Annotated in this window: 25 protein-coding genes and 1 pseudogene; 8 read left to right on the plus strand and 18 right to left on the minus strand. The window is 70.6% G+C overall.

Going from position 1 to position 24,939, the window contains the following annotated elements:
- Window positions 1-113 precede the first annotated feature (113 nt).
- Window positions 114-1,775, minus strand: coding sequence for a long-chain-fatty-acid--CoA ligase (locus J2Z79_RS04530; RefSeq protein ID WP_209465677.1), 1,662 nt, complete (start codon window positions 1,773-1,775; stop codon window positions 114-116).
- 184 nt (window positions 1,776-1,959) lie between these two features.
- Between J2Z79_RS04530 and J2Z79_RS04535 the strand changes: the two genes are divergently transcribed.
- Window positions 1,960-2,187, plus strand: coding sequence for a phosphopantetheine-binding protein (locus J2Z79_RS04535; protein ID WP_209465678.1), 228 nt, complete (start codon window positions 1,960-1,962; stop codon window positions 2,185-2,187).
- Between the two features lie 145 nt (window positions 2,188-2,332).
- Here the strand turns inward: J2Z79_RS04535 and gabT are convergent, their stop codons facing one another.
- Window positions 2,333-3,706, minus strand: coding sequence for a 4-aminobutyrate--2-oxoglutarate transaminase (gene gabT / locus J2Z79_RS04540; protein ID WP_209465679.1), 1,374 nt, complete (start codon window positions 3,704-3,706; stop codon window positions 2,333-2,335).
- Between the two features lie 300 nt (window positions 3,707-4,006).
- Between gabT and J2Z79_RS04545 the strand changes: the two genes are divergently transcribed.
- Entirely contained in the window at window positions 4,007-4,819 is an 813-nt protein-coding gene (locus J2Z79_RS04545) for a DUF4037 domain-containing protein (RefSeq protein ID WP_209465680.1), read from the plus strand.
- A gap of 78 nt (window positions 4,820-4,897) precedes the next feature.
- Here J2Z79_RS04545 and J2Z79_RS04550 read toward each other — a convergent pair whose 3' ends face one another.
- The 3 genes from J2Z79_RS04550 to J2Z79_RS04560 all read right to left on the minus strand — a co-directional run bounded on the left by J2Z79_RS04550 (window position 4,898) and on the right by J2Z79_RS04560 (window position 7,094).
- A complete protein-coding gene (locus J2Z79_RS04550; RefSeq protein ID WP_209465681.1) occupies window positions 4,898-6,001 on the minus strand; it encodes a DUF3825 domain-containing protein in 1,104 nt (367 codons plus the stop codon).
- 97 nt (window positions 6,002-6,098) lie between these two features.
- Entirely contained in the window at window positions 6,099-6,443 is a 345-nt protein-coding gene (locus tag J2Z79_RS04555) for a DUF2512 family protein (protein WP_209465682.1), read from the minus strand.
- Between the two features lie 69 nt (window positions 6,444-6,512).
- The gene (locus J2Z79_RS04560; RefSeq protein WP_245302118.1) at window positions 6,513-7,094 is read right to left on the minus strand and encodes an HD domain-containing protein; all 582 of its coding nucleotides are present in this window, start codon (window positions 7,092-7,094) and stop codon (window positions 6,513-6,515) included.
- A gap of 98 nt (window positions 7,095-7,192) precedes the next feature.
- Here J2Z79_RS04560 and J2Z79_RS04565 point away from each other — a divergent pair, with 98 nt between their 5' ends.
- Window positions 7,193-7,756, plus strand: coding sequence for a cob(I)yrinic acid a,c-diamide adenosyltransferase (locus J2Z79_RS04565; RefSeq protein WP_209465683.1), 564 nt, complete (start codon window positions 7,193-7,195; stop codon window positions 7,754-7,756).
- A gap of 49 nt (window positions 7,757-7,805) precedes the next feature.
- Complete coding sequence (locus J2Z79_RS04570; RefSeq protein ID WP_209465684.1) at window positions 7,806-8,639, plus strand: HAD family hydrolase; 834 nt, start codon at window positions 7,806-7,808, stop codon at window positions 8,637-8,639.
- Between the two features lie 34 nt (window positions 8,640-8,673).
- On the opposite strand, the gene J2Z79_RS04575 is transcribed toward J2Z79_RS04570, so the two are convergent.
- The 8 genes from J2Z79_RS04575 to J2Z79_RS04610 form a co-directional block, all read right to left on the minus strand.
- Window positions 8,674-10,248 carry an esterase/lipase family protein gene (locus J2Z79_RS04575; protein ID WP_209465685.1) on the minus strand — a complete coding sequence of 525 codons (1,575 nt, stop codon included), beginning with the start codon at window positions 10,246-10,248 and terminating at the stop codon, window positions 8,674-8,676.
- A gap of 91 nt (window positions 10,249-10,339) precedes the next feature.
- The gene (locus J2Z79_RS04580) at window positions 10,340-11,023 is read right to left on the minus strand and encodes an ABC transporter ATP-binding protein (protein ID WP_209465686.1); all 684 of its coding nucleotides are present in this window, start codon (window positions 11,021-11,023) and stop codon (window positions 10,340-10,342) included.
- Window positions 11,024-11,035: 12 nt separating this feature from the next.
- Window positions 11,036-12,187: an ABC transporter permease gene (locus J2Z79_RS04585; protein WP_209465687.1), complete on the minus strand. Its 1,152-nt coding sequence runs from the start codon at window positions 12,185-12,187 to the stop codon at window positions 11,036-11,038.
- A gap of 99 nt (window positions 12,188-12,286) precedes the next feature.
- Entirely contained in the window at window positions 12,287-12,505 is a 219-nt protein-coding gene (locus tag J2Z79_RS04590; RefSeq protein WP_209465688.1) for a hypothetical protein, read from the minus strand.
- Window positions 12,506-12,669: 164 nt separating this feature from the next.
- On the minus strand, window positions 12,670-13,410 hold the full coding sequence (nagB, locus tag J2Z79_RS04595) for a glucosamine-6-phosphate deaminase (protein ID WP_209465689.1): 741 nt from the start codon (window positions 13,408-13,410) through the stop codon (window positions 12,670-12,672).
- Window positions 13,400-14,560, minus strand: a complete 1,161-nt coding sequence (nagA, locus tag J2Z79_RS04600; protein WP_209465690.1) for an N-acetylglucosamine-6-phosphate deacetylase — start codon at window positions 14,558-14,560, stop codon at window positions 13,400-13,402. Before nagA ends, nagB begins: the two co-directional genes overlap by 11 nt.
- A 31-nt stretch (window positions 14,561-14,591) precedes the next feature.
- Complete coding sequence (gene murQ, locus J2Z79_RS04605; RefSeq protein ID WP_209465691.1) at window positions 14,592-15,494, minus strand: N-acetylmuramic acid 6-phosphate etherase; 903 nt, start codon at window positions 15,492-15,494, stop codon at window positions 14,592-14,594.
- Window positions 15,484-16,242, minus strand: a complete 759-nt coding sequence (locus tag J2Z79_RS04610) for a GntR family transcriptional regulator (protein ID WP_342589416.1) — start codon at window positions 16,240-16,242, stop codon at window positions 15,484-15,486. Before J2Z79_RS04610 ends, murQ begins: the two co-directional genes overlap by 11 nt.
- A 151-nt stretch (window positions 16,243-16,393) precedes the next feature.
- Between J2Z79_RS04610 and J2Z79_RS04615 the strand changes: the two genes are divergently transcribed.
- Window positions 16,394-16,759 carry a hypothetical protein gene (locus J2Z79_RS04615; RefSeq protein ID WP_209465693.1) on the plus strand — a complete coding sequence of 122 codons (366 nt, stop codon included), beginning with the start codon at window positions 16,394-16,396 and terminating at the stop codon, window positions 16,757-16,759.
- On the opposite strand, the gene J2Z79_RS04620 is transcribed toward J2Z79_RS04615, so the two are convergent.
- On the minus strand, window positions 16,690-17,700 hold the full coding sequence (locus tag J2Z79_RS04620) for an ROK family protein (RefSeq protein WP_209465694.1): 1,011 nt from the start codon (window positions 17,698-17,700) through the stop codon (window positions 16,690-16,692). The genes J2Z79_RS04615 and J2Z79_RS04620 overlap by 70 nt on opposite strands.
- Window positions 17,701-17,861: 161 nt before the next feature.
- Here J2Z79_RS04620 and J2Z79_RS04625 point away from each other — a divergent pair, with 161 nt between their 5' ends.
- Complete coding sequence (locus J2Z79_RS04625; RefSeq protein WP_209465695.1) at window positions 17,862-19,100, plus strand: SDR family NAD(P)-dependent oxidoreductase; 1,239 nt, start codon at window positions 17,862-17,864, stop codon at window positions 19,098-19,100.
- Window positions 19,101-19,129: 29 nt separating this feature from the next.
- A complete protein-coding gene (locus J2Z79_RS04630) occupies window positions 19,130-20,269 on the plus strand; it encodes a metallophosphoesterase (RefSeq protein ID WP_245302122.1) in 1,140 nt (379 codons plus the stop codon).
- A gap of 58 nt (window positions 20,270-20,327) precedes the next feature.
- On the opposite strand, the gene J2Z79_RS04635 is transcribed toward J2Z79_RS04630, so the two are convergent.
- Genes J2Z79_RS04635 through J2Z79_RS04645 form a run of 3 tightly spaced genes read right to left on the minus strand, consistent with a single transcriptional unit; the run spans window position 20,328 to window position 23,156 of the window.
- On the minus strand, window positions 20,328-21,254 hold the full coding sequence (locus J2Z79_RS04635) for an ATP-binding cassette domain-containing protein (RefSeq protein WP_209465696.1): 927 nt from the start codon (window positions 21,252-21,254) through the stop codon (window positions 20,328-20,330).
- An 11-nt stretch (window positions 21,255-21,265) separates the two neighbouring features.
- A complete protein-coding gene (locus J2Z79_RS04640; RefSeq protein ID WP_342589413.1) occupies window positions 21,266-22,396 on the minus strand; it encodes a Nif3-like dinuclear metal center hexameric protein in 1,131 nt (376 codons plus the stop codon).
- A gap of 19 nt (window positions 22,397-22,415) precedes the next feature.
- Window positions 22,416-23,156: a tRNA (adenine(22)-N(1))-methyltransferase gene (locus J2Z79_RS04645; RefSeq protein ID WP_209465698.1), complete on the minus strand. Its 741-nt coding sequence runs from the start codon at window positions 23,154-23,156 to the stop codon at window positions 22,416-22,418.
- 339 nt (window positions 23,157-23,495) lie between these two features.
- Between J2Z79_RS04645 and J2Z79_RS19260 the strand changes: the two are divergent.
- Window positions 23,496-23,684 (plus strand): annotated as a pseudogene (locus tag J2Z79_RS19260) (protease complex subunit PrcB family protein); the annotation flags it as partial.
- A 78-nt stretch (window positions 23,685-23,762) separates the two neighbouring features.
- Here the strand turns inward: J2Z79_RS19260 and J2Z79_RS04655 are convergent.
- Window positions 23,763-24,770: a DUF2804 domain-containing protein gene (locus J2Z79_RS04655; protein ID WP_209465699.1), complete on the minus strand. Its 1,008-nt coding sequence runs from the start codon at window positions 24,768-24,770 to the stop codon at window positions 23,763-23,765.
- Window positions 24,771-24,939: the final 169 nt, after the last annotated feature.

Consider the following 24,939-nt stretch of genomic DNA (forward strand, 5'->3'; position numbering starts at 1 on the left):
CCGGGAGCGTGCGGTCGCCCCGCCCCCGGCGAAGCGCCCTCCCGCGTACAGAGGCACAGGACCCGGTCCTGTGCCTCCGACTGTTCTGCGCTGCGTCACCCGCGGGCCGCCGGTCACGACACGGCGGACTTGCTCTTCTGCTTCTCCCGCTCCACCAGCACGCGCCGCAGCACCTTGCCGACAGTCGACTTGGGCAGCTCCGGCAGGAACTCCACCGACCGGGGCCGCTTGTAGGCGGCGAGGCGCTCCCGGCAGAAGTCGAGGATCTCCTGCTCGGTGGCCTGGGCGCCGGGCTTCAGGACCACAAACGCCTTCACGGTCTCGCCGCGGTAGGCGTCGGGCACCCCCACCGCACAGGCCTCCAGCACCGCCGGGTGCTGGTAGAGCACCTCGTCGATCTCCCGGGGGTAGATGTTGAACCCGCCGGCGATGATCATGTCCTTCTTCCGGTCGACGATGTAGAGGTAGCCGTCCTCGTCCATCCGGCCGATGTCGCCGGTGTGGAGCCAGCCGTCCTTCAGGGTCTCGGCCGTCTCCTCCGGCTTGTTCCAGTACCCCTTCATCACCTGCGGGCCGCGGATGAGGACCTCCCCCTCCCCCCCGGGGGGCAGATCGGCGCCGGTCTCCAGGTCGACGATGCGCACGTCGGTGCAGGGGTAGGGCAGACCGACGCTGCCCGGCTTGCGCGTGCCGACGCGCGGGTTGGCGTGGGTGACCGGGGAGGACTCGGTGAGGCCATAGCCCTCCATGATGGTGGCGCCGGTCACCTGCTCGAACTTCTGCAGCAGCTCCACCGGCATGGCGGCGGCGCCGGTCACGCAGAGCTCGATGGAGCTCAGGTCGTACTTGGCCATGTCGGGGTGGTTCAACAGACCGATGTACATCGTGGGCACCCCGGGGAACAGGGTCGGCCGGTACTTGGCAATGGTCTTGAGGAGGTCGCCGGGGTCGAAGCGGGGCACCAGGATCAGCGTGCATCCGTGCGCCAGGCCCATGTTCACGGCCGCCGTGAAGCCGTAGGAGTGGAACATCGGCAGCGCGCAGAGCACGGTGTGGTGACGGCTCTCATCCAGGTTGAGCCACTCGCGGATCTGCGTGATGTTCGAGGTGATGTTGTAGTGGGTGAGCATGACGCCCTTGGAGACGCCCGTCGTGCCGCCGGTGTAGAGCAGGACGGCCAGGTCCTCCTTGGGGTCGACCGCCGGCACCTGCAGGCCGTCGGCGCTCTCCTGCAGCAGGTCCATGAAGTGGGCGGCATCGGAGGCGGGGATGCGCGGCGGCTTGGCCTTCAGGCGGTAGAGGAAGTTGAGGGGGAAGTTGAGGAAGTCCTGCACGCCCGTCCAGATGTAGGCCTCGGCGCCGCCGGCCTCGCGCACTTTCTGCCAGAAGAGGTCCAGCGTGATCATCACCCGGCAGCCGGAGTCCCTCACCTGGTAGGCAATCTCCCGGGCCACGTAGAGCGGGTTGAACTGGACGGGGATCGCGCCGATGCGCTGGCAGGCCACGGTGGCGATCACGTTCTGCGGCGAGTTGGGCAGGATGATCCCCACGCGGTCGCCCTTCTGGATGGCGTACCGCCGCTGCAGCGCCGCGGCGAACCGGTCCGCCATCCCCACCAGGTCGCGGTAGCTGATCCGCTTGCCCATGAAGATGAGTGCGGTACGTTCCGGATAGCGGGCCGCCTTGTCGAAGAGTGCCTGGTACACGGGAACTTCCGGCAGGTCGATCTCCCAGCGCACACTCTGCGGATAAGCCTTGAGATACGGACGTTCCACTCCTCGTATCCCCCCTGACGAATGAGAATCGGATGATAAGAGCTATTTCAGGCATTTTACCATGTTTTCCGCCGTATATCCAGGCACTTTGGACTGGGCGCGTTTCGTATTTTCGTACCAAAGTACCACCGTATAGGCCGTTGGGGAGGGGGGAGAATACGCCCCGGAGGTGCCACTTGGACCGATGAATCTGAGACACGAGGCGTTAAGGTTCATCCGTGAACAGGTTGGGGACGGGGGGATCGGCTACGCCACGTCGCTCACCGCCCTCGAAGAGGAGTACGACACCAGCATGGAGAGCCTGGTGGAGACGCTGGAGGCAGAGTTCGGCGTGGAGCTCTCCGATGAGCTGCTGGTGGATGTCGAGACCGTCGGGGAGCTCTGCAACCTGATCGCCCGTGCAGACGAGTGAACAGGCGCTCTGGCCAAGAAGCCATCGGGGCTGAGGGGAAGGTGTCCTCAGCCTCGATGGCTTCTGCAGTCGCACTGCCGCAGACGATGTGGGCGGCCCCGCCGCGCCGGCGGGACCGCCCAGTTGGATGTACCGCTGATGCCCGCTACTCCCCGCGGGCGATCTCCACGCAGATCTGGGCCAGGATGTCCAGCGCCTCGTTCAGCTGCTCGTCGGTGATGACCAGCGGCACCAGCATGCGCAGCGTGTTGCCATAGATGCCGCACTTCACGGCGACGACGCCGCGCTGCCAGGCGCGCGTCACCACCTCGCCGGCCGCCCTGGTGGCCGGCTCACGGGTGGCCCTGTCGGTGACCAGCTCCACGCCGACCATCGCCCCGAGGCCGCGGATCTCACCGACCTGCAGCCCAGACCCGGGTATGGACTCCAGCTGGACGGCCAGGTCGCGGAACCGGCGCCGCAACAGGTCGCCGATGGCCCGGGCCCGGTCCGCCAGCCCCTCCTCCTCCATCACGTCCAGCACGGCGTTGGCCGCGGCGCAGGCCACCGGATTGCCCACGTACGTGCCGCCGATGGTGGAGTCGCCGGGGGCGTCCATCACCTCGGCGCGGCCGATGACGCCGGAGAGCGGCATGCCCGCGGCCAGCGACTTGCCCACGCAGATCAGGTCAGGCACCAGCCCCAGCTGCTCGCAGGCAAAGAAGGTGCCGGAGCGCCCGAAGCCCGACTGGATCTCGTCAGCGATCACCAGGAATCCGTGCCGCTTGGCCAGCTGGCTCACCCTGGCCAGGTAGTCGGGGTGAAGCGGCACAAACCCGCCCTCGCCCTGCACGGGCTCCAGGATGATCGCGGCGACCTCCTCGGGGGCCACCTGGGTCGTCAGCGCCCGCTCCAGCGCATCGCCGCAATAGCGGACGTACTCGGCCTCGCTCATCCCCACCGGCCGCCGGTAGGTGTAGGGCGCCGGCACCCGGTAGATCTCGGGGGCGAAGGGGCCGAAGCCCTCCTTGTAGGGCTTCACCTTGGAGGTGAGGGCCATGGCCAGGTTGGTGCGGCCGTGGAAGGCGCCCTCGAGAGCGATGATCGCCCTGCGGCCGGTGTACTTGCGGGCGATCTTGACGGCGTTCTCCACCGCCTCGGCCCCGGCGTTGAAGAAGCAGGCCTTCTTGGGGAAGTCGCCCGGCGCCTTGGCCACCAGCCGCTCGGCCAGCCGCACGTAGCTCTCGTACATGATGACGGAGAAGTCCGTGTGGGTAAACCGGGCCGCGCACTCCTGAATGGCCGCGACCACCCGGGGATGCGAGTGGCCCACGTTCATGCATCCCAGGCCGCCGGCCAGGTCGATGAAGACGTTGCCATCCACGTCCGTCACCAGCGCCCCGTGCCCCTCCTGGATCGCCACCGGCACGTGGATGGAGAGTGCGTCGGCCACCACGCGCTCCTTGCGGGCCATCAGTTCCCGGGAGCGGGGTCCTGGGATCGCGGTTACGAGCCTGACATGCCGCGTGGTCTGTTCCATGCGGATCCCTCCTTGCACGAGTCTGGCATCCACTCTATTCATTCATGTATATTGGCTCCCGCCCCCGCCGGTTCCTGCCGGCGTCATGCAGGATTGCATAGGCCCGGCGGCGCCGCAGACGCCTCCCGATTTGAGCCCTTGGTGTCTTGCCAGGGCACACCTGCCGTGCCCTAAGATGGACGGAGACGGCGCACTGCCGGGACCGGACCGACACGGCCCGACCGGGGCCGGTGAATGGACGCCGGCCAGGACCGGCGCCACCGCCGGCGGAGGCGCAGGAGCATGCAGGGGGCGACAACCTTGAGCGACGATGATTCCCGGCGATCCCTCGAGCGCCTGGTGCGCGCGGTTGCGGCAAATCCGGCCGTCCGGGCGGTGGGCCGGAGCGGCGGCGACCGGCCCCTCCCGGAGCCCGGCGAGGGGGATATCGACCTGTTCGTCTACTGCACCGAGATCCCCCGGCAGGACGATCGCAGGGTCCGGCTGGAGGGTCTCGGGGATGCGGTCTCCCGGGTGCACATCGAGGCGCCCGTCGACGGGCCGTGGGGCGTGGCCGACGCCCTGTGCCTGTGCGGCGTCGAGACCTGGGTGATGTACTTCACGGTCGATGCGCTATGGGCCGAGATCGGGGCCACCCTGCGGGGTGAATCGGTGAGGCGGGTCGACGATTACTACTACCCGGTCGGGCGCCTGGCCATGCTCCGGTCGACGGAGCCGCTGTATGACCCCGACGGGCTCTTCCGGCGGGTCTCGGACGCGGTCGCAGTCTACCCCGATGAGCTGGCGCGCGCCGTCCTGGACTACCACCTCCCCCGCGTGGACGACCGGGAGGACTTCGAACGGGCGGTCTGCAGGCAGGACGTGCTCTTCTACCACTTCGTCCTGGACCTGGCCCTCGACCACTTCCTGCAGGCGCTCTTCGCCCTCAACAGAACCTACTTCCCGAGCCGTAAGCGCTCCATGCACCACATCGCCGGCTTCGCGCAGAAGCCCGCCCGGTGTGAGGAGCGGCTGCTGGCGGCGGTCGCGCTGGGGGCGAGGCCCGAGACCCTGGCCGAGTCATACCGGATCTGGCAGGAGCTGGCCCGGGACCTGGCGGACCTCGCGCGCTGAGCAGCACCCGCCGCAGGCCCCGCGCACGCGCGAGCCGGCCCCTCCGCGCGCTGCGGGAGGGGCCGGCCATTTCACGGATTAACACTTGTCGGGGCTCAGCCAGGTCGTATCGGGCTTGGCGATGAGCCGCGCGTTCTGGTAGGCCATGTCCAGCGTGAGGATCGTGTTGCCCCGGTAGACGTTGCCCATCTTCTGCAGCACGAGGGCGAAGTCCGGCGACCCGCTGAACTCGCCCGAGAGGTAGATGGGCATGAGGAACTGGATCTGACCCATGTAATACTGGGGAACCACCAGCTTGTAATTGCGGCGCGCCATGATGCGGGCGAACTCAATTGCGGACTGGAACAGGGCGAAGATCTCGCTCTTCTTACGGTCGCGGTAGATGGCCGGGATGCGGTCGAAATTATCGTCGATGATGTGAATATCGTCGGTATTGATCTCCAGGTTGGGATCGAAAATGACGTCCGTGATCTTTTCGAAGAAGGTTGCCATCGGCGGCTTCCGGTTCTTGAACACGTCCAGGACCAGCCGGTCGTTCTCAAGCACCGCCCTGGGGTTGATGACCCGCTGGGGGAACTCCGGGTCGACCTCGCCCAGCACGTAGATCTCCCGGAAGTAGCGGTTGATCAGCCCCGTGTTGAAGAGCAGCAGGTTCTCCTCGCGCAGGATGTAGCCCTGCTGCTTCAGCCGCTCGAAGGTCTTTTCAATGTAGGACTTGAGGATGGGGTGCTGCTGCTTCGACTGGTACTGGCTGTAGCTCCACCGTTCGGGGATGGCCAACTCCGCGATCTCCTCCAGGAACCGGGCGCCGTCGGCCCAGGTGCGGAAGTAGAGGTCGCCGATGACGAAGCCCTCCCGGCGTGCCGCCTGGAAGAAGAGGCCGAACCAGGGCTGGCGGTTGGGGTTCTTGTTGAGGACACACTTGGCGGAGATATCCTCGCCGGTCGGCGTGGTCAGCCCCGTGGGGAACAGGATCGCGTCGGCCTCACGGTCATCCTCCGTCGGCTGCTCGCCGCGCAGGTAGATGAAGGACTGGTTCTGTTCCGCCCGTCCCAGGGCCGCCTCCAGGTCGGCCAGCAAGCGCTCCGGAGGCGCACACGGGTCGCCGATCATGTTGGCCAGGAACCGCAGGGCTTTCTCCCTCACGTCCGCAGGCAGAAACGTAAACTCCTCCAGGCGCAAGTATCATTCATCCTTTCCCGTCGTGCGGATACAGGCTTTTGGCTACCTTTTTCTGTTCCGCACCTCAGTGTCGAATCCCTGTCGAATCGCGCTAGAATCACCCTTCCAACAAGCGGTTTTCCACCAGGTGATGGTGGAACCAGAGCTCGAAGAGCAAGGCCAGCGGAATCGCCACCAGCAGCCCCCCGACGCGGGGGGCTGCGTTCATCGCCCGCAGCAGCAGCAGCGAGCCCACCAGCAGGACGGCGGCGTCGCCCCCCAGCACGGGCACCCGGCCGAAGCGCGGCAGGGCGACCAGGTCGACCAGCCACAGCACCAGGGTGTGAACAGCCGCCATGATCAGCGACTGGGGCAGTGCCAGGCGCCCGTGCGCCGGCAGGGTGAAGCTGAAGATCAGGATGTAGGCGGCCAGCTTGAGGCAGAGGGCGTTCACGTGGCGCATGGAGCACTCCTCCCTCGCCAGAGTCCTTCACGACGAAGGATACGCCCCACCCGCCCGCGAATGACGCGGTCACTGCCCGCTCGCCGCAGTTCCCGTGAGGCCCAGCGGTTCGGCCGCCGCCCGCAGCGCGGCGATCACCATGCCGATGAGCTCGTCCAGCTCCACGCCCAGCTCCTGCGCCCCGCGCACCACGTCGTCGCGGTTCACGCCCGCCGCGAACCGCTTGTCCTTCATCTTCTTGCGCACCGCGGCGACGTCCACGTCGTGGATCGACTTCGACGGCCGCACCAGCGCGGTGGCCACCACGAGGCCGGAGAGCTCGTCCACGGCGTAGAGCACCCTGTCCCGCAGCGACCGGCGCGGGTAGCGGTCGGCCACCGCGTCCACGTGGGAGCAGATGGTGTACCGGATGTCCTCGGGCACGCCGAGGTCGGCCAGGATCCGCTCGCCCTGGAGCGGGTGGTCGGGGGTCTGGGGGTAGCGCTCGTAGTCGAAGTCGTGCAGGAGGCCGATGAGGCCCCAGGTCTCCTCGTCCTCGCCGTAGTGGGCTGCGAAGTGGCGCATGCAGGCCTCCACGGCCAGCAGGTGGCCCCGCAGCCGGGGGCTCTGCACGTGTTCAGTGACGAGCTTCCAGGCTTCCTCTCGGGTCAACTCGGTAACGCCTCCCCTAAAGATTTACGACCTCAGGTTAACCAAATTGGCGGCGAGTCCTCCCCGTACATGGTAGACTTGTGACGGAGGTGAGCGCAATGCGGATTTACACGCGCACCGGGGACGGGGGCCAGACGAGCCTGCGCTGGGGAGAGCGGGTGCCAAAGAACGCCCTGCGGGTGGAGGCCTACGGCACGGTCGACGAGGCCAACGCCCACATCGGGCTGGCGGTGGCCTTCCTGGAACCGGCCGGGGCCGGCCCGCTGCGGGCCCTGCTCCTGCGCGTCCAGCGGGAGCTGTTCGACGTGGGGGCAGACCTGGCCACGCCGCCCGACCGGGAGCGGGGCGAACAGCCGAGGGTGACGGACCAGATGGTGGCGCGGCTGGAGGCCGACATCGACGAGCTGGAGCGGGGGCTCGACGCCCTGCGGAACTTCATCCTGCCCGGCGGGAGCCGGGCGGCCGCGGCGCTGCACGTGGCCCGCACGGTGGTGCGCAGGGCCGAGCGCCAGCTGGTGTCGCTGGCGGAACGGGAGCCGGTGGACCCTGCGCTGCTCAAGTACCTGAACCGGCTCTCCGACCTGCTCTTCGTGGCCGCCCGCGCCGCCAACAGGGCCTCGGGCCAGCCGGACGTGATCGTGGAGTGGGGCAAGCGCAGCTGACCGGCCGGCAATATGGCGCGGTGTCAACGGCTTGACATGAGGTGATTCCGTGGCGCTCATCTCGTTTGATCTGGACGGCGTACTGCAGAAGAACCCCTTCCGCCTGGGGCGCCCCGACGGCGTCTTCGCCCACATCGCCCGGGAGCTGGCCCCGTACGTCTCCGAGGCCGATCCCGAGCGGGCGGTGCTGGGGCGCATCGTCGCCGAACACCGGCGCCGGCTGGCGGAGGGCGACATGGTGGGCGCGCACGACTGGGACGGCATCGCCCTCGCCGTCGCCCGGGAGGTAGGCTACCCCGGGCGGATCGACGTGCCCGGGCTGGTGGAGCACTACTGCCAGGTGGACGGGCTGATCTCCTCCTACCCCGGCGCCGCCGAGTGCCTCGACGCGCTGCTGGCCAGGGGACACGTGCTGGTCTCGGTTACCAACGGCTTCCGCCGCTACCAGGAGCCCGTGCAACGGGCGCTCGGCCTCCTGCACCGGTTCACGGCGCTGGTCACCCCCGACGCGGCGGGGGCGGGCAAGCCCCAACCCGGCATCTACCGCGCCGCGGAAGGCTATGGCCCGGGCCCGTACGTTCACGTGGGCGACGTGCTGCCGCACGACGTGGCCGGCGCCAAGGCCGCCGGCTGGCAGGCGGTCTATGTGGTTCAGCCGGGGGCGCCGGGGTATACCGAGATGCCCGAGGCGCTCCTCAGGCTGCCGCCCTGGGAACGGCCGGCGGCTGGGCGGGACTGGCTGGAGGAGCGGCTGGCGATCGACAGGCGCTGGCACACCCACCCGCACTGCGAGCTGGACGACTGCATGCCCGACGCCATCGTCCACAGCCTGCTGGAGGTTCCCGCCGCCGTGGACCACATGGTGGCCGGAGGTGCGAAGTAGAAGGGGCCGGCCCGACCGGGGCCGGCCCCCTGGCTTACGGGCCGGCGTCGAACACCGCGAAGCTGGTCACCAGGTTGCGCTCGAAGGCGGAGCCGTCGCGCAGCGTGCCGGTCACCGTCACCGAGAGGGCGTGGACGCCGGCCTCCTCAGGCGCCTCGACCAGCGCCACGTGGCGGCCCCCCTCGGAGCGGAACTCCGCGTGCCCCAGGGCCGCTGCGCCGTCCCGGACCAGCCTGGCCTCGGCGCGGCTCTCCGCCACCGCCGGGCCCAACAGCCTGAGGGTCACCGGCCGGGACTCGCCCGGCAGCGAGACGCCCGCGCCCCGGTCGAGTACCGCCTGCACGCCGCCCTCCAGCGCGGCGACCATCAGGTAGGCGCTTTCCTTTGCACCCGTGACCTCCAGCCGCCACTCGCCGGCCTGGGGCCGCTGCACCTCTGCGCTGCCGATCCAGGCGCCGGCCAGCACCTCGCCCTCATCGATCCGGCCCGTCAGCTTCACCGGGTGCACCGTGCCGTCGGGGGCCACCAGGCTGGCCGAGAGGTCAGCGGAGGAGCCCAGGACGTGGAAGGTGACCGCCGTCACGCCCCGCTCCACCGGGAAGCTGGCCGCGGCGGAGCCGCCGCTCACCGGGCCGCCCCGGAGGATCAGGTTGCCCGGCGCTGCCTCGCCGCCGTACGGCTGCGGTGCGGCCACAGCCCTCTCCCCCGGGGAGCCGGCGGCCGTCAGCCGCGGGGCGATGGTGCTCCAGACCCGGCTGCCCATGCGGATCTCGTCGTGGTCCCAGTAGCCCGTCCGCAGGTGGGTGCCGCCCGGCTTCTCCGCCGACCAGACGGGAACCAGGCCGTCATCCTCCCCGGAGATGTACATGCAGCCCAGCCAGAGGGCCGTGAACACGGGGCCGCACTTGTAGCCCGACACCGTCGAGTAGCGCACGGCGGGGTCGAGCCCGTCGGTGACGGAACGGAAGTAGTCCATGTAGCCGGTCTGCATCACGTAGGCGGCGTCGGTCCGCTGTCCGAGCAACTCGGCGAGCCAGCCGGCCCAGTCCGAGTAGGCCAGGTCGGCGACCGGCGTGCCGCGGTGCGGCGTGCCCAGCGTGATCACCTCGCGGATCTTCGGGGCGGCGCCGTAGTGGACCGAGGCGGCGTTGGCGTCAACACCGCCCTTCGAGTGGGCGACGATGGTGACCCGGTTCACGCCGAAGTAGCTGGTAATGCTGTTCAGCAGGCTGCTCAGCAGCTGGCCGTTCGCCCACATGGTGCCCTCGGGGTGCAGGGAGACGAACGCCGTCCGGTAGCCGTTGTTGTAGGCGTAGGCGTACATGTCGTTGGTCCCGTGGTAGGTAGTCTCATCCCACCAGACGGAGGCGGAGCCGCCCTTGCCGTGCACGAAGACCAGGACGGGCTTGGCGGGGTCGACGTTGGGCGGCGTGGCGCCGACGTACCAGTCGCCGGCACCGAGGGTCATGCCGACCCGGGTGGGCGCCGGGGGAGCGGCCGCGGCGGCGGCTGCGGCGCCCTCCGGCGGGCGGGCGGCCTGAACAGGGGACACGGAGGCCGAGGCGAGCATCAGGGAGCAGACGAGGAACAGCGGTACGATCCTGCGCATGGGGTATCCCTCCTTTGCCCCAGACCGTACCGCACAGATGACATCAACGTCTACAATGTTCAGTCTTTTTCGCCGTCAGCGCAGGGCCCGCTCAGCCCGCAGCCGTTGCCAGCACCCGCCCGTCCTCCATCCGGTAGATGCGGTCGCAGACCTGGCCGACCACCGGGTCGTGGGTGACCACGACGAAGGTCTGCCCCCGCTCCTGGGCCAGCCGGCGCATCAGGCGGAGCAGGGCCCGCGCGTTCTGCGAGTCCAGGGCCCCCGTGGGCTCGTCGGCCAGCACCAGCGCCGGGTTGTTCACCAGCGCCCGGGCGATGGCCACGCGCTGCTGCTGGCCCCCGGAGAGCTGGCCCGGCAGGTGGTGCAGCCGGTCGCCCAGCCCCACGGCCTCCAGCATCGTCCGGGCCCGCTCGTACGGGTTCGCCGGGCGCGGCCGCAGGTACCGGAGCGGCAGGGCCACGTTCTCCAGCGCGGTCAGCGTCGGCACCAGGTTGTGCGCCTGGAAGATGAAGCCCAGCCGCCGGAGCCGCACGGCCGGCAGGGCGGCGTCCGCCAGGCGGGTCACCTCCACCCCGTCGATCCACACCCGGCCCGCGTCGGGCCTGTCCAGGCAGCCCAGGATGTGCAGCAGGGTCGACTTCCCGCTGCCCGACCGCCCCATGATCCCCACGATCTCCCCCCGGCCCACGGTGAGGCTGGCGCCGTCCAGCGCCCGCACGCCCATGGGGTAGATCTTCACCAGGCCCTCTGCCACAAGCAGCGGCTGTGTGCTCATTCCCATCCCCTCCTAGATGGCCCGCAGCGCCTCCACGGGATCGAGGTTGGCCGCGCGCCAGGCCGGCAGGGCCCCTGCGGCGCCCCCCAGCAGCGTGGCGAACCCCAGCGCCCCGAACGCCAGGCGCGGCGTGAGCAGGAAGACCGGCGTCCCCTCGGCGGCCGCGTGCCCGTTCAGCACCGCTGCGACGGAGAGGCCGAGGAGGCCGCCCAGGAGGCCGATCAGCACCGACTCGGCCAGGAACTCGCCGAGGATCGCCCAGCGGCCCGCACCGATGGCCTTCTTGATGCCGATCTCGCGCGTGCGCTCGCCCACGGCGAAGAACATCGTGTTGATCACCGCCAGCGCCCCTACGATGACTGCGATGGCCCCCGAGCCGAGTATGGCCGTGTTGAGCAGGTTCGAGGCGGTGCCCGCCGCCCGGGCCAGCTGCTCCGGCGAGTGCAGCAGGAAGCCCTTGCGCAGGCTGCGGGCCAGCACGTCGGTGATCTCCTCACCCATGCCGGGGTCGACCAGGGCGTAGGCGTTGGTCCACACCCTGTCCAGCCCCATCTCCCGCAGCAGGGCGGAGTCGCTCATCAGCAGGTCGCGGGCGTCCTCCTCAGGGATCAGCGCCCAGCCGTCGGGCACCGAGAGCGTCTCCTGCAGGATGCCCACGACCTTGAACGCCTCGCCCCGGGCCGTCATGATGTCGCCCACGTCCAGCTTCATCTTGTGCGCGGCTGCGCTGCCCAGCACGGTCACCCTGCGGTCGCCGGGGCGCCACCAGCTGCCCCGGGCGAGCCGCAACCGGGCCGCGTCCCCGGCGATCAGCTGGGCGCGCGCGAAGTTGGGCAGGTTGATGCCCACCAGGAAGCGCGGCGCCAGCTCGAAGCCCGCCGTCTCGTCCAGCGCCATCATGATCTGCGTCTCGACGTGGCGGACCCCCGGGGTGCGCTTCATCACCTCGATCTCCTCCGGACCCAGCAGGTTGAGCCGCAGGAGGCCTCCCGTGGAGTGGATGGCGATGCGGCGCGCGAAGTAGGCCTCGCCGCCGTCGATCAGCCGGTTGAACTTCTCGGCCATCGCGCCCATCACGGTGAAGGCCAGGATCCCCACCGCGATGCCCAGCACCGTGAGCCCGGTCCGCAGCCGGCGACGGTACAGGTTGCGCAGGATCTCCATGGAAACGCTTACCTCCCCCGGCAATGCTATCCTATAGCATGCCCAGATTGAGGCAATTTCAAAGGCCGCCCCGTAACCGGGGCGGCCTTTGCGCTTGCTTCAGTCGTGGAAGACGAGCTCCCTCTGCTCGTTCTTCAGGTATCGGGTCGACGGGTGGCTGCTCCGCACCATGTACCTGGCGACCTCCAGGTCGGTCAGGCTTTCAGCCGGTACGCCGTAGTAGCCCTCCAGTTCACGGGCACGTTCGCTGCGAAACATCTCAACCTCATCCACTGGCACTTCGTAGTCCCAGCCGACCTCGATGGTCTGGCGGCCCATGCTGCGTGACACCTCTTCTCAGCTCTGTCCCACGTACCTGGTGGCACAAAGTGATTACCACCGATGATAGTAGACCTGGGGGGTGTATACGTCAATAGTGCCGCCGATTGCAAGCCGGTATCCGCTGAATTCGCTATGCTTATAGCTCTGCGCACGGGTAGGGATTAGCGGTGCAGGAGCGCGGCCGCCTCCCGGTCCAGCAGCACGGTGACGTTGGGATGCAGCTGCAGGGCCGTGGCCGGCACGTCCGGGGTCGGGGCGCTCTCCACCATGTCCCGCACGGCCGGCGCCTTCTCCTGGCCGCTGGCCAGCAGCAGGATCCGGCGGGCCTCCAGGATCGTCCCGATACCCATGGTGATGGCCTGGCGGGGCACCTCGTCCAGGCTGTTGAAGAAGCGGGCGTTGGCGCGCCGGGTGCTCTCGGCCAGGTTGACCACACGGGTCCGCGCGTCCCACTGCGAACCGGGCTCGTTGAAGCCGATGTGCCCGTTGTGACCCACGCCCAGCACCAGGATGTCGAGCCCGCCCGCGGCGCGGATGGCCTCCTCGTAGCGGCGGCACTCCTCGTGGGGATCCGGGGCGTTGCCGTCGGGGATGTGGCAGTTCTCGGGCCGGAGGTCCGACCGGTCATAGAGCGCCCGCTTCATGAACGAGTAATAGCTCTCCGGATGGGTGCGGGGCAGGCCCAGGTACTCGTCGAGGTTGAACGTGCGGGCCTGCGCCAGCGAGACCCCGCTGGCTACCAGGGCGTCGTAGAACCCCAGCGGGGTCGAGCCGGTGGGCAGCCCCAGCACGGCGTCGGGCTTCTCCTGCAGCAGTTCGACCACGATCTCGGCGGCGCGCCCGGACATCGCGGCGTAGTCAGGGAACACCTCGACCGTCAGCGGATACCGGTTACCTTGCATCGTAGAACACCTCTCCACCGATTATGGTTGTCATCACTTCGAGCTTGTCGTCCAGTATCAGCAGGTCGGCGTCCTTGCCGACGGCCAGCGAGCCCTTGCGCGCCTCCAGCCCGAGCCTGCGGGCCGGATGGAGCGAGGCCATGGCCACCGCGGTCGGAAGGTCTAGGCCGACCATGTCCACGAGGTTCTGCACGCCCCGCTCCATGGTCAGCACCGAGCCGGCCAGGGCGCCGCTGTGCAGCCGGGCCGCGCCGTCCTTCACGGTCACCGGCAGTCCGCCCAGCGTGAACTCGCCATCGCCGAGGCCGGCGGCCCGCATGGCATCAGTCACCAGCAGCACGTTCTCCGCACCGCGCGCCCTCACGGCCACCTGCATGGAGGCGGGGTGCACGTGCACGCCGTCGGCGATGATCTCCACCGTGACCCCGGGCAGCGACAGGGCGCCGCCCACGGTGCCGGGCTCCCGGTGGTGCAGGCCGCGCATGGCGTTGAAGAGGTGGGTGACGTGGGAGACCCCCGCCTCCACGCCGGCCTTCAGCTGGTCGTAGGTGCAGTCCGTGTGCCCTGCGCTGACGACCGCCCCGCGGCCGGCCAGGTGGCGGATCGCCTCGAGGGCGCCCTCGATCTCGGGCGCGAGCGTCACGTGCCAGCGGTCGTCGGGCCGGCCCTCCGCCAGCCAGCGGTCGATCTCCGCGACCGAGGCGGAGCGCACGTACGCCGGGTTCTGGGCCCCCTTGTACTGCATGTTGATGAAGGGGCCCTCCACGTGGAAGCCCAGGATCTGCGCGCCGCGGCGCGGCGCGGCCTTCACGGCGCGGAAGGCCCTGATCAACTCCTCCTCCGGGGCCGTCAGCGTCGTGGCCAGCAGCCCGGTCGTCCCGTGCCGGGCGTGGCAGGTCGTGATCGCGACCACGGCCTCGGGATCCGCGTCCATGAAGTCCCCGCCGCCGCCGCCGTGAACGTGGATGTCGATGTACCCGGGCGCGATGTAGCCGCGCTCCACCACCTCCGCCCCGTCAGGCACCGCGGGGGCCCCGGCGTCGGCCTCCAGGTCCCAGACGCCGGTGATCCTGCCGTCCTCGCAGGCCAGCAGCCCGTTCGGCACCACCCTGTCAGGGAGGATGAGCGCGCCCTTCAGCCACCTCTGCATAGACCGGTCATCTCCTGTGTCTGCTTCTTCGCTACCTCTCCTGCGCCAGCGCGATGGCTTTCCGCACGAGGCCGCCGGCGCGCTCCAGCGCCTCGCGGGCCGCAGCCGGGTCCACGCCGGCCACCAGGGCCACGATGGCCTGCTTCACGGAGCCGCCCGCCGCGCTCAGTGCGCGCCCGGCCGTCTCCTCGTCGGTCTCGGCGGCCAGGGCGACCATGCGGACGGCCCGCTGCCGAAGCTTCTCGTTGGACGCCTGCATATCGACCATGAGGTTGGTATATACCTTGCCGAGCCGGATCATGGCTCCGGTGCTCAGCATGTTCAGCACCATCTTCTGGGCGGTGCCCGCCTTCATGCGGGTGGAGCCCATCACGACCTCCGGGCCGACCACCGGCGCGATCGCGACGTCCGCGGCGGCGGCCAGCGCGGAGCCGGGGTTGTTGGTCACGGCGACCGTCGCACACCCCCTGCGCCGGGCCTCCTCGACGGCGGCCACCGTGTACGGCGTCCGGCCGCTGGCGGCGATGCCCACCACCACATCCCCGGCCTTCACCCGTGCGGCGATGTCGGCCACGCCCTGCTCCCGGGAGTCCTCAGCCCCCTCGCGGGTCACGAAGACCGCCTCGGGGCCCCCGGCAATGACCCCCTGCACGAGATCGTGCGGCGTGCCGTAGGTCGGCGGGATCTCCGAGGCGTCCAACACGCCGAGGCGGCCGCTGGTGCCGGCGCCGACGTAGAAGAGGCGGCCGCCCTCCCGGAGGCGGGCCGCGATCAGGTCGATGGCCCGGGCGATCCGCGGCAGCTCCTGCTCCACGGCCAGGGCGACCAGCTTGTCCTGCTCGTTGATGATGCGGACCATCTCCTCGGTCGAGACCTGGTCGATGTTCCGCGATGCTTCCAGCCTGCTCTCTGTCACGAGGTGGTCAGTGTCCATGTCCATTCTCCCCCTGGGTGCGAAGCTCGGCGACGAACCGGTAGCGGTCCCCTCGATAGTATGAGAGCACCAGCTCCACCGGCCTGTCCCACTGATCGTGCACGAGTCGCTCCATGTGCATCAGCGGGGTGCCGGGCCGCACGTTGAGCACCTCCGCCTGCCACTCCTCGGCCGGCACCGCCTCCAGGGTCTGGGTGGCCCGGAGCAGCTGCAGGTCGTACCGGTTGCGCAGCTGGTCGTAGAGCGACTGGCCCTCCAGGTCCAGCGTCAGGACCCCGGGACAGGCGTCGACGGTCAGGTGCGAGATCTCCAGCGCCAGGGGCTCGTCGTCGGCCAGACGCAGTCGTTCCAGGCGGTAGATGGGCGTCCCCTCCCTGCACTGCAGGGCCGCTGCCACCCGCGAGTCCGCGGGAACCTCGGCGGCCGAGAGCACGCGGGTCGCCGGGCGGAGCCCCCGCCGGCGCATGTCCTCCGTGAAGCCGCTGACCAGCGTGAGCGGCTGCACGATCTTGGGGCTGGCCACGAAGCTGCCCTTGCCCTGCTCGCGCACCAGGTACCCTTCCACTTCCAGCTGGACCAGGGCCTGCCGGGCCGTCATGCGGCTCACCCCGAACCGGTCGCTCAGTTCACGTTCAGAGGGTACCCGGTCCCCCGGCCTCAACCGACCGGCTTTCATATCATCCAGCAAGCAGTTCTTGATTTGGTGGTACAGCGGAGCGGGCTCCTCCTTCAGCCTGGCCAGATCAATCCCTCCTGTTCCCGAACCACTGGTCTATACCACATATACCACTTCCGGAACCCTGATGCAAGTGAAGATGGTAACGGAAACCAAATAATGCCAGACAACGTATTATATGGTGGGCGATGCGCTCCGGCTACGTCATACGGGGGGTGTTTCGGTGCTGGAGAAAGCCCTCAGGCTCATCGGCTTTCTGGCGCGCAAAGACGAGCACCGGGAGCCGGATCACCACGCGCTGATGCGGGCAGCACTGCAGCGCGTGGAGAACGCGCGCCAGATGTTCCGCGAAGCCCGCACGTTGGAGGAACTGGACCTGGCCCGTTCCGCCCTGCAGCAGGCCCAGGCCGAGGTCCAGCACGTGATCCGGTTGGCCAAGCGCGAACGGGGGATCGCCCTGCTGCCCATCTCCGAGACCGAACAGGCCTATCGGCGGCTCTGGGACCGGATCAAGGGAGGCTACTCGAATGCCCCGGCCGGCCGGACGACCGATCCGTCGCGCGCCGAGCCGCCGGCTGCGGGCGGGTAGACCCGCCGGAGCGGGCGCGCGAGCATCGCCAGGCGAGCGGCCCCGACCACGCCGGCGTCGGGGCCCAGCCGGGCCTGCCGGAGGCGGATCGCCGCGGACCGCGCCCGGCACTCCCGGGCGGCGGTCTGCACCAGGCGGTCCCACCAGTAGCCCAGCCGGACGATGCCGCCGCCGACGACGATCAGCTGCGGGTCGAAGGCCATCTGCAGGTTCATCAGGAAGAGCGCCAGGTCGGCGGTCCAGCGCTCCACCCCCTGCCGGGCGGCCGCCTGCCTGTGGCCGCTGGCGCTGGTGGCGGCGGAGATGACGTCGCGGATGCCGCGGAAGGGCCTGCCCTCCGCCAGCGCCTCGTTGGCCCGCCGCGTCAGCGCCTTGGCCGACACGTAGCGCTCGGCGCAGCCCACGCCGCCGCAGGGGCACGGCTCGCCGCCGGGGTAGAGCGCCATGTGTCCCACCTCTCCCGCCCCGCAGCGCGCGCCCCGCCACAGCCGCCCGCCCAAGGTGATCGCCCCGCCGACCCCGGTGCCCAGCGTCAGCATCAGGAAGTCGGAGGCCCCGCGGGCGGCGCCGATCCAGGCCTCGGCCAGCGAGGCGGCGTTGACGTCGTTGTCCACGAACACCGGCAGCCCGAAGGCCCGGTGGAGTTCCGCCCCCAGGTCGGTGCCGGTCCAACCCGGCAGGTTCTCGCTTGCGAAGATCACGTGTCCCCGGCGGTGGTCGATCCGGCCCGCCGACCCCACCCCGCAGGCCACAACCTGGGTTCCGGCCCGCTCGATCAGCGAGCTCCCCAGCCGGCGGACGCGCTCCAGCACGCCGGCCGCGCCCTCCGAGGCGCCGGTGGGCGTCTCGCCATGCTGGAGGATGTTGCCGCGCGCGTCGACGATGGCGGCCTTGATGCCCGTGCCGCCGATGTCGATGCCCAGGTAGACCACGGCGTTCACCTTCCCCTCACACCTGCTCTTCGCCGGCCTGCGAGTTCCATCCTGCCCGATAGCATTTCCGCACCGGCAGCGGCTGCTGCGGCCGCGCCGGGCGGTGCGGCCGCACCACGGAGGGATTGCAGCCGGGGCGGGCGAATCGTTCCCCTCGGGGAGGGGTGAACGTGGAACGGGATCTCCACGCCGCCGGGCTGCGTCCCGGCGAACTGAGCGAGCGGCTCGCGGTGGTGACCGGCGCAGCCAGGGGCATCGGCCGGGCAGCAGCCTGCGCGCTCGCGCACCTGGGCGCGCAGGTGGCGGTCGTCGACGTGGCCGCGGAAGGTGAGGAGACGGCGGCACAGATCCGCCGGGCAGGCGGGGCGGCCCGCTTCTACCCGGCTGACGTCGCGGACGGGGACGCCGTGGCGCACCTCGCCCGCCAGGTCGGCGCCGAGATGGGCCGGCCCGACCTGCTCATCTGCAACGCGGCTCTCTGTCCCGTCGCGCCGGTGGAGGAGATGCACCCGACCCTGTGGGACCGCGTGCTGGCCGTCAATCTGCGCGGTCCGTTCCTTCTCGCCCGGGCGTTCCTGCCTGCCCTCCGCTCGGCGAGGCAGGGCGTCCTGGTCAACCTGGTCTCCGCAGACGCCATGCCCGGCCTGAGCGCCTACAGCGCGTCCAAGCAGGGGCTGGTGGGCTTCACGCAGTCGCTGGCCGCTGAGGTCGGGGAGGACGGGCCCCGGGTCGTCGCCCTGGCACCGGGCATGGTGGAGACGCCGGGGCTGCTCGAGGCCGCAGCGGGGCTCGCACCGCTGCTGGGCATGAGCGAGACGGAGTTCAGGCGGGTCTCGCTGCACCCCTCCTACGCAGGCCTCATGCCCGTGGAGCACGCCGGGGTGGCCGTCGCCTTCCTGGTGTCCCGGCTGGCCGGCGAGTACCACGGCCAGGTGGTCTCGGGGTACGAGGTGTTGGAACGCGCAGGTCTCATCGGAGCCGGCGCGGCCCCTCTGGTCGGGGGCGCGGGGGCGACCGGCGCCGCCCGGTCGCCGGCCGGTGCTCCGGCGCTCGTCGAGCAGCTCGACCGCCTCCGGGCGCTGCTGGCCGAGACCGACGCCGATTTCCGGCGGCTGCCGCTTTTCGTGCGGCCTCTCGCCCGGTCGGGCTTCCGGTCGAAGGCGGGCAGGTCGCTCGAGGCGTGGCGGCAGCAGGCCGACCAGGCCCGGGAGTGCGCCGCGTCCGGCCGGCCTTTCGACTGGGCGAGCCTGCGGGCGGACGTCGGCCGCCTGCTGGCGTACGTGCGCGGGGTGCCGGAGGAGACGGCGCGGTTCACCCGCGACCCCGCGGTCCTCGGGGAGGTGGCGCGCCGGACGGAGGCCAACGCCGCCGCCCTGGAGGCGCTGATGGGCGCTCTGGAGAACATGTAGGAGATTTCGAGCCGGTCGGGAGTGGAGTTATGTACCTGTACATGTTCGTGGTTCTGTTCCTGGCACTGTACGGAGGCATCGGCTGGTACATCGGTCTGCGCACGGCCCAGTGGCTGGCGGCGGTGCTGCCCCGACCGGTGCCGACGGGGCTCTACTGGGCAGCCGTGGCCTTCCTGGCGCTGGCCTTCCCGGTCAGCCGCATGGCCGGCGCATGGCTGCCGCTCCGGGCGACCGAGCTCCTCGCCCGCGTCGGCGCGTGGTGGATGACGGCGCTCGTCTACGTCATGCCCGCACTGCTGCTGATCGACCTGGTGCGGATCCTGATCCGCGGCGTGCGCCTCGCGGCGCCCGGGCTGGTCCCCGACCTCAACCTGGTCAGGGGCACCGGTGCCGCGGTCCTGCTGGCGTACGCGGCCGTGCTCCTGTACGGCTCGTGGGCGGCCCGCACACCGGTGGTCACCCGGTACGAGCTGACCATCCCCAAGCCTGCCGGGCCCTACCGGGAGCTGAACGTCGTCCTGGTCTCCGACACCCACCTGGGCACGATCATCGGCAAGGGCCGGCTCCAGGGGCTGGTGGACCGGGTGAACGGGCTGCAGCCCGACCTGGTGCTGCTGGCCGGCGACATCATCGACGACGATTTCCGGCCCTTCGTCGCCCGGGACATGGCGGCCGTGCTGCGCCAGATTCAGGCGCCGCTGGGCGTCTACGGCGTGCTCGGCAACCACGACGACGGCGCCGAGAACCTGCCGGCGTACCGGGCAGCCCTGGCGCAGGCCGGCGTCCGCATGCTGGTGGACGAGTGGGTGGAGGTGGACGGCGCCTTCTACCTGGTCGGGCGCAACGACCGCTCCCGCGGCCCCGCACCGCTGGAGCAGGTGCTGCAGGGCGTCGACCCGTCCCGCCCCATCCTGCTGATGGACCACCAGCCCGACCGGCTGGACGAGGCGGTGGCGGCCGGCGTCGACCTGCAGGTCTCGGGCCACACGCACCGCGGCCAGGTCTGGCCGGGGCGGCTGCTGACGGACCGCATCTTCGAGGTGGACTGGGGCTACCTGCAGAAGGGCGGCACGCAGTTCGTCGTGTCGCAGGGGTGGGGCACCTGGGGACCGCCGATCCGCGTCGGCACCCGGTCGGAGATCGTGCAGATCCACATCCGCTTCGCGTGAACGACTACAGGCCCCCGACGTCGAGTGGCGCCGGGGGCCTGCTGCTACTCGTCCCGCATCACACCTCCGGACAGGCGACCAGGTGGCCCGGGGCCACCTCCCGCATCGCAGGCCGCTCCTTCCGGCACCGCTCCGTGGCCGCCGGGCAGTGCGGAGCCCACGGGCAGCCCTGCAGCACCCGGCCGGCGGCGTCCTCCTCCGGCGGCAGCGGCTCGGCGGTGCGCCCCAGGAACCGCTGGCTGAAGGGGTGGCGGGGCCCGGTCAGCACCTGCTCCGCCGGACCCAGCTCCAGCAGCCGGCCGCTGTGCATTATCCCCACCCGGTGGGACAGGCGGGAGATCACCCGCACGTCCTGGGAGATCAACAGGTACGCGGTGCCCTGCTTCCGCTGGACCTCCGCCAGCAGCCGCAGGATCTCCGCCTGCAGCTGCGGGTCGACGCCCGAGACCGGCTCGTCCAGGGCGATCAGCACCGGGTTCACCGCCAGGGCCCGGGCGATCGCCAGCCGCTGCTGCTGCCCGCCCGACATCTGCTGGGGCGTCCGGTCCAGGAACTCGCCCGGCGGCAGCCCCACCCGCTCCATCGCCGCAGCGATGCGGGCCTCGCCGTCGGGCAGGTCGCAGAGGCGCATCAGCTCCTGCAGCTGCTTGCGGGTTGTCTGGGCCATCTCCAGCGAGTCGCGGGCGTCCTGCCGCACCATCTGCAGGCGGCGGCGCGCCCGCTTGCGGTCCAGCTGCCGCGCGTCCTTCCCCTCGATGAACACGCCGCCCCGGTCGACGGGCCGGCGCAGGGTGGCGGCTTCGGCCAGCGTCGTCTTGCCGGCGCCGCTGCCGCCCATCAGTCCCAGGGTCTCCCCCCTGGAGATGGACAGGCTCACCCCGTCCACCGCACGTACCGGCTTGGCACTCCAGAGTCCGAACGGTCCGGTGGGATCGGTGCGGTGGAGTACGACGACATCCTTTAGCTCCAATAGAGTCCCGGACAAGGGGCCACCTCCTAGATAAAGCGGAACGGGTCGCCGCCCGACTGCGCCTCCCTCACCTCGACCGCCGCGCCGTCCTTCCGGAGCCGCTCCCGCAGGTAGGCGGCCAGCGGCCGGACGGCGATGGCCTCGGCATTGTAGTGGCCGACATCGACCACGGCGATCCCGAGGTCCAGCGCGTCCTGGGCCTCGTGGTAGCGCACGTCGCCGGTCACCAGCACGTCGGCCCCCCGCGCCGCGGCGGGGCGGATCAGGTCAGAGCCAGCGCCGGCGCCGACCGCCACCGTGGCGACCTGCCGCCCGGGATCGCCCACCACCCGCACGGTGGGGGTGTTCAGGGCGGCCTTCAGGCGCTCGGCCAGCGCGGCCAGGGTCACCGGCTGCGCCAGCCGGCCGATGCGGCCGTGGCCCCGCACCCGCCCGGGATTGGCCAGCGGGTAGAGGTCGTAGGCGACCTCCTCGTACGGGTGGGCCGCGATCATCGCCCGCACGGCCCGGGCCGCGGCGGACTCGGGCACGATGGTCTCCAGCCGCACCTCTTCCGCCCGCTCCAGCTGGCCCTGCCGCCCGATGTACGGGTTGGTGCCCTCCAGGGGCAGGAACGTGCCCGTGCCGGGGGCCTGGAATGTGCAGTGGCTGTAGTTGCCGATGTGGCCCGCGCCCTCCCGGGCCAGCGCCTCCAGCACCGCGTCCTCGTGGCCCCGGGGAACGAAGACCACCAGCTTCAGGAAGCGCTCCTCGCCGGCCCGCTTCAGCACCTGGTGCTCGGAGAGTCCGGCGGCGGCGGCCAGGGAGTCGTTGGTCATGCCGGCCGCCTGGTCGAGGTTGGTGTGGGCGGCGTACAGGGCGATCCCCTTCACGATGAGCCGCTGCAGCCGCCGCGCAGCCGCGCCGTCGAACCGCAGCGCCTTCAGCGGCCGGAAGATGGGCGGGTGGTGGACCACCACCAGGTCGCACCCCGCGCGCTCGGCCTCCTCCAGCACCGGGTCGGTCAGCTCAAGGGCGACCAGCACCCGCTCTACCTGCGCGGCGGGGTCGCCCACCTGCAGGCCGACATTGTCCCACGACTCCGCCCATTCGAGCGGGGCCAGTTCCTCAACATAGGCCGCGATCTTCGCGACGGTCGTCACCGGCAGCACCTCCACAGGTCTGCGATCTCCTAAATTATACATGACCGATGGTCTCCGCTGAAGCGCCGGGGGGGCCGCCACCGGGCGCCTCGCCCAGGCGTTCGGCAGCCTCGGCGAGCAGCCGCACGAGGCCGGCCAGTTCGGCCGCCCGCGCCCTCGCCGCGGGCCGGTCCGACCGCTGCGCGCCCTCCAGGGCCCGCCGGGCCAGGGCCAGCTTCTCCGCCACGTGGCGCCGCACCAGCGGCCCTCCCTGCCGGAGCAGCAACGGCCCGACCTCCTCCTCGGCGCGGCTGAGGGCCATCTCGCCCGGCTCCGCCACCAGCACCGGATAGAGCCGCCCGCCGTCCTCCACGATCTCCTCGGCCACCAGCTTCCAGCCGTTGGCCGCCAGCCAGCGCCTCAGCTGCGCCTCGCCCCCCATCGGCTGCAGCACGAGCCGGCGGACCCCCGCGAGGGGCCCCTCCTCCAGGATGCGGGCGATCAGCGGGCCGCCCATGCCGCAGACGGCCACGCAGGCGGCCTCGCCCGGGGCGAGCACGGAGAGGCCAGGACCCAGCCGCAGGTCGATGCGGTCGGCGAGGCCCGCCGCGTCGACGGTGTTGCGCGCTGCGGCCAGTGGCCCGGGCAGGATGTCGCCGGCGACAGCGCGCGGCACGTGGCCCGCGGCCACCAGGTGGGCGGGCAGATAAGCGTGGTCGGTTCCGATGTCGGCAAAGGTCTGGCCCTGCGGCACATGGCGGGCCACGGCGGCGAGTCGGGGCGGCAGCTGAAGCATGCGGGCGGCAGTCCTCCCATCGCGCGTTAGGGTTCGCCGGGGCGGCCCGGTTCGACGCGCCGGACTTCGGGAAAGCTGTGCAAAAGGGACAAGGGAGGCAGAGCTGTGAACCAGACGGCCAGGCCCGCCGGGCGGCTGCTGAGCTGGCCGCTCGTACTGCTGACCCTGACCCTCGCCCTGACCGGCTGCGGCACCCCCGCCGGCGGCGAGGGGTTCACCACGCTGGCAAGGGGCAGCCACAGCGGCATCACGTCCCAGGAGGCCGCACTCATCACCAGCCTCGCCGAGTGGGAGGCCCTGTGGCGGCGCCACGCCAGCCGCTTCGACCCGCCCCCCGCCATGCCTCCGGTCGACTTCGGCCGCAGGTCGGTGGTCGCCCTCTTCGCGGGGGAGCGGCCCACGGGAGGGTACAGCCTGCAGATCGTGGAGGCGGCGCTGCAGGGGGAGAGCCTGCGGGTCTCGGCCGTGGAGGTGCGCCCCGCCCCGGGCCGCCCGGTCACGCAGGCCACGACCCAGCCGTATCACATCATCGCCGTGCCGCGGGTCAAGAAGCAGACCCGCCTGGAGGTGCGCTGGCGGGTGCGGACGGCCGCTGCCGCCGCCCGCTCACCAGCGGGCGCGGTGCTCCTCTGCCCAGCCGACCATCCGGTCGATGGCGATGCGCTCGCCGTCGACCGTCGTCACACTGCCGCTGAAGCGCCCGATCATCTGGTGAACCTCGGAGCGCACGATCAGCGCGTCGGTCTTGGCCACCCGCTCGAAGAACGGCTCGAAGAGCAGGTCCACCTGATCCGTGGCCCGGGTGCGGATGCGCCAGGGGCGCATGAAGTCGGCGGGGTCGTACTCGAAGCGCAGGTCGTCGTGGACCTTGGTCACACGCCCGTCCACGACGAAGCCGTTCTCGTTCATCCCCGTGCCGTCGGTCCAGCCGCCGCCCAGGTTCAGGCCCACGGTACGGCCGCCCTGGACCCCGGAGGCGGCCGCCCAGTTCCAGAAGCCCCGGTAGGGCCAGACGCCCCGGCCGAAGTCGAGGCAGGCGAAGCCGTCGAAGGGGATCCGCCGGTCCCCCAGGCGCACCTCGCCCCGTGCGGGCAGCGCCTCCTGCTTTGAGGTGAACTGGAACCGGCTGCGGCTCCACGGGATGACGACGTTGACGGACTCCTGGCCGGGCGGGCGGATGACGGTGAAGCTGGCCTCCAGGGACATCCCGCCGAAGTCAGGGCTCTCCGTCACCAGGCGGACGTTCGTGCCGTCGTCGGCCATCAGCATGCGGAGCCTCGGATCCTCGAAGAGCACGTCCCCCTCCACGCCCTCGGGGAGGACCAGTCGCCTCCCGAAGGGGTGCAGGACCGTCTGCTCGATGAACTCGTGCGTGGCAAAGTCGAGGAAGTAAGCGAACGCCAGGGCGGCGTAGTCGAGGTGCGTCAGCGTCAGCGAGAAGAGGTGGGTGTCGGTGGTGATCGCCCAGTAGTTCCAGCGCTTCTTGCGCAGCCAGTGGCCACGCAGGTTGCAGCGGTGCAGAGGGCGGCGCGACCAGCCCACGGCGTCCGGGTTGAGTCGCCCGTGCTCGTCGCAGAGCAGGATCGGTGCGTGCAGTTCCGGTTCCGTCTTCACCGTCGTCAGCCTCCCGTCGCGCAGACTCGCTCACGTCCCCCTTGCCCCTGACCTTCGCCCAATCATTCTACCCCGCACCACCGGTTCCCTCTGCCAGCGGCGAATCCTCCAAATCCCGGGGCTGTCTTGCACGTAATCGACGACTCATTACAATATTTGCTGGGCGCTT

The sequence above is a fragment of the Symbiobacterium terraclitae genome (assembly GCF_017874315.1).
GTDB lineage: Bacteria > Bacillota > Sulfobacillia > Symbiobacteriales > Symbiobacteriaceae > Symbiobacterium > Symbiobacterium terraclitae.

Excerpts from the sequence above, each read along its gene's own strand:
- J2Z79_RS04590 (WP_209465688.1), bottom strand. The coding sequence starts at position 12,505 with ATGGGCCGCCAGACCATCGAGGTCGGCTGGGACTACGAAGTGCCAGTG.
- J2Z79_RS04575 (WP_209465685.1), bottom strand. The coding sequence starts at position 10,248 with ATGCGCAGGATCGTACCGCTGTTCCTCGTCTGCTCCCTGATGCTCGCC.
- J2Z79_RS04585 (WP_209465687.1), bottom strand. The coding sequence starts at position 12,187 with ATGGAGATCCTGCGCAACCTGTACCGTCGCCGGCTGCGGACCGGGCTC.
- J2Z79_RS04580 (WP_209465686.1), bottom strand. The coding sequence starts at position 11,023 with ATGAGCACACAGCCGCTGCTTGTGGCAGAGGGCCTGGTGAAGATCTAC.
- nagA (WP_209465690.1), bottom strand. The coding sequence starts at position 14,560 with ATGCAGAGGTGGCTGAAGGGCGCGCTCATCCTCCCTGACAGGGTGGTG.
- J2Z79_RS04555 (WP_209465682.1), bottom strand. The coding sequence starts at position 6,443 with ATGCGCCACGTGAACGCCCTCTGCCTCAAGCTGGCCGCCTACATCCTG.
- gabT (WP_209465679.1), bottom strand. The coding sequence starts at position 3,706 with ATGGAACAGACCACGCGGCATGTCAGGCTCGTAACCGCGATCCCAGGA.
- murQ (WP_209465691.1), bottom strand. The coding sequence starts at position 15,494 with ATGGACACTGACCACCTCGTGACAGAGAGCAGGCTGGAAGCATCGCGG.
- J2Z79_RS04535 (WP_209465678.1), top strand. The coding sequence starts at position 1,960 with ATGAATCTGAGACACGAGGCGTTAAGGTTCATCCGTGAACAGGTTGGG.
- J2Z79_RS04645 (WP_209465698.1), bottom strand. The coding sequence starts at position 23,156 with ATGCTTCAGCTGCCGCCCCGACTCGCCGCCGTGGCCCGCCATGTGCCG.
- J2Z79_RS04565 (WP_209465683.1), top strand. The coding sequence starts at position 7,193 with ATGCGGATTTACACGCGCACCGGGGACGGGGGCCAGACGAGCCTGCGC.
- nagB (WP_209465689.1), bottom strand. The coding sequence starts at position 13,410 with ATGCAAGGTAACCGGTATCCGCTGACGGTCGAGGTGTTCCCTGACTAC.
- J2Z79_RS04630 (WP_245302122.1), top strand. The coding sequence starts at position 19,130 with ATGTACCTGTACATGTTCGTGGTTCTGTTCCTGGCACTGTACGGAGGC.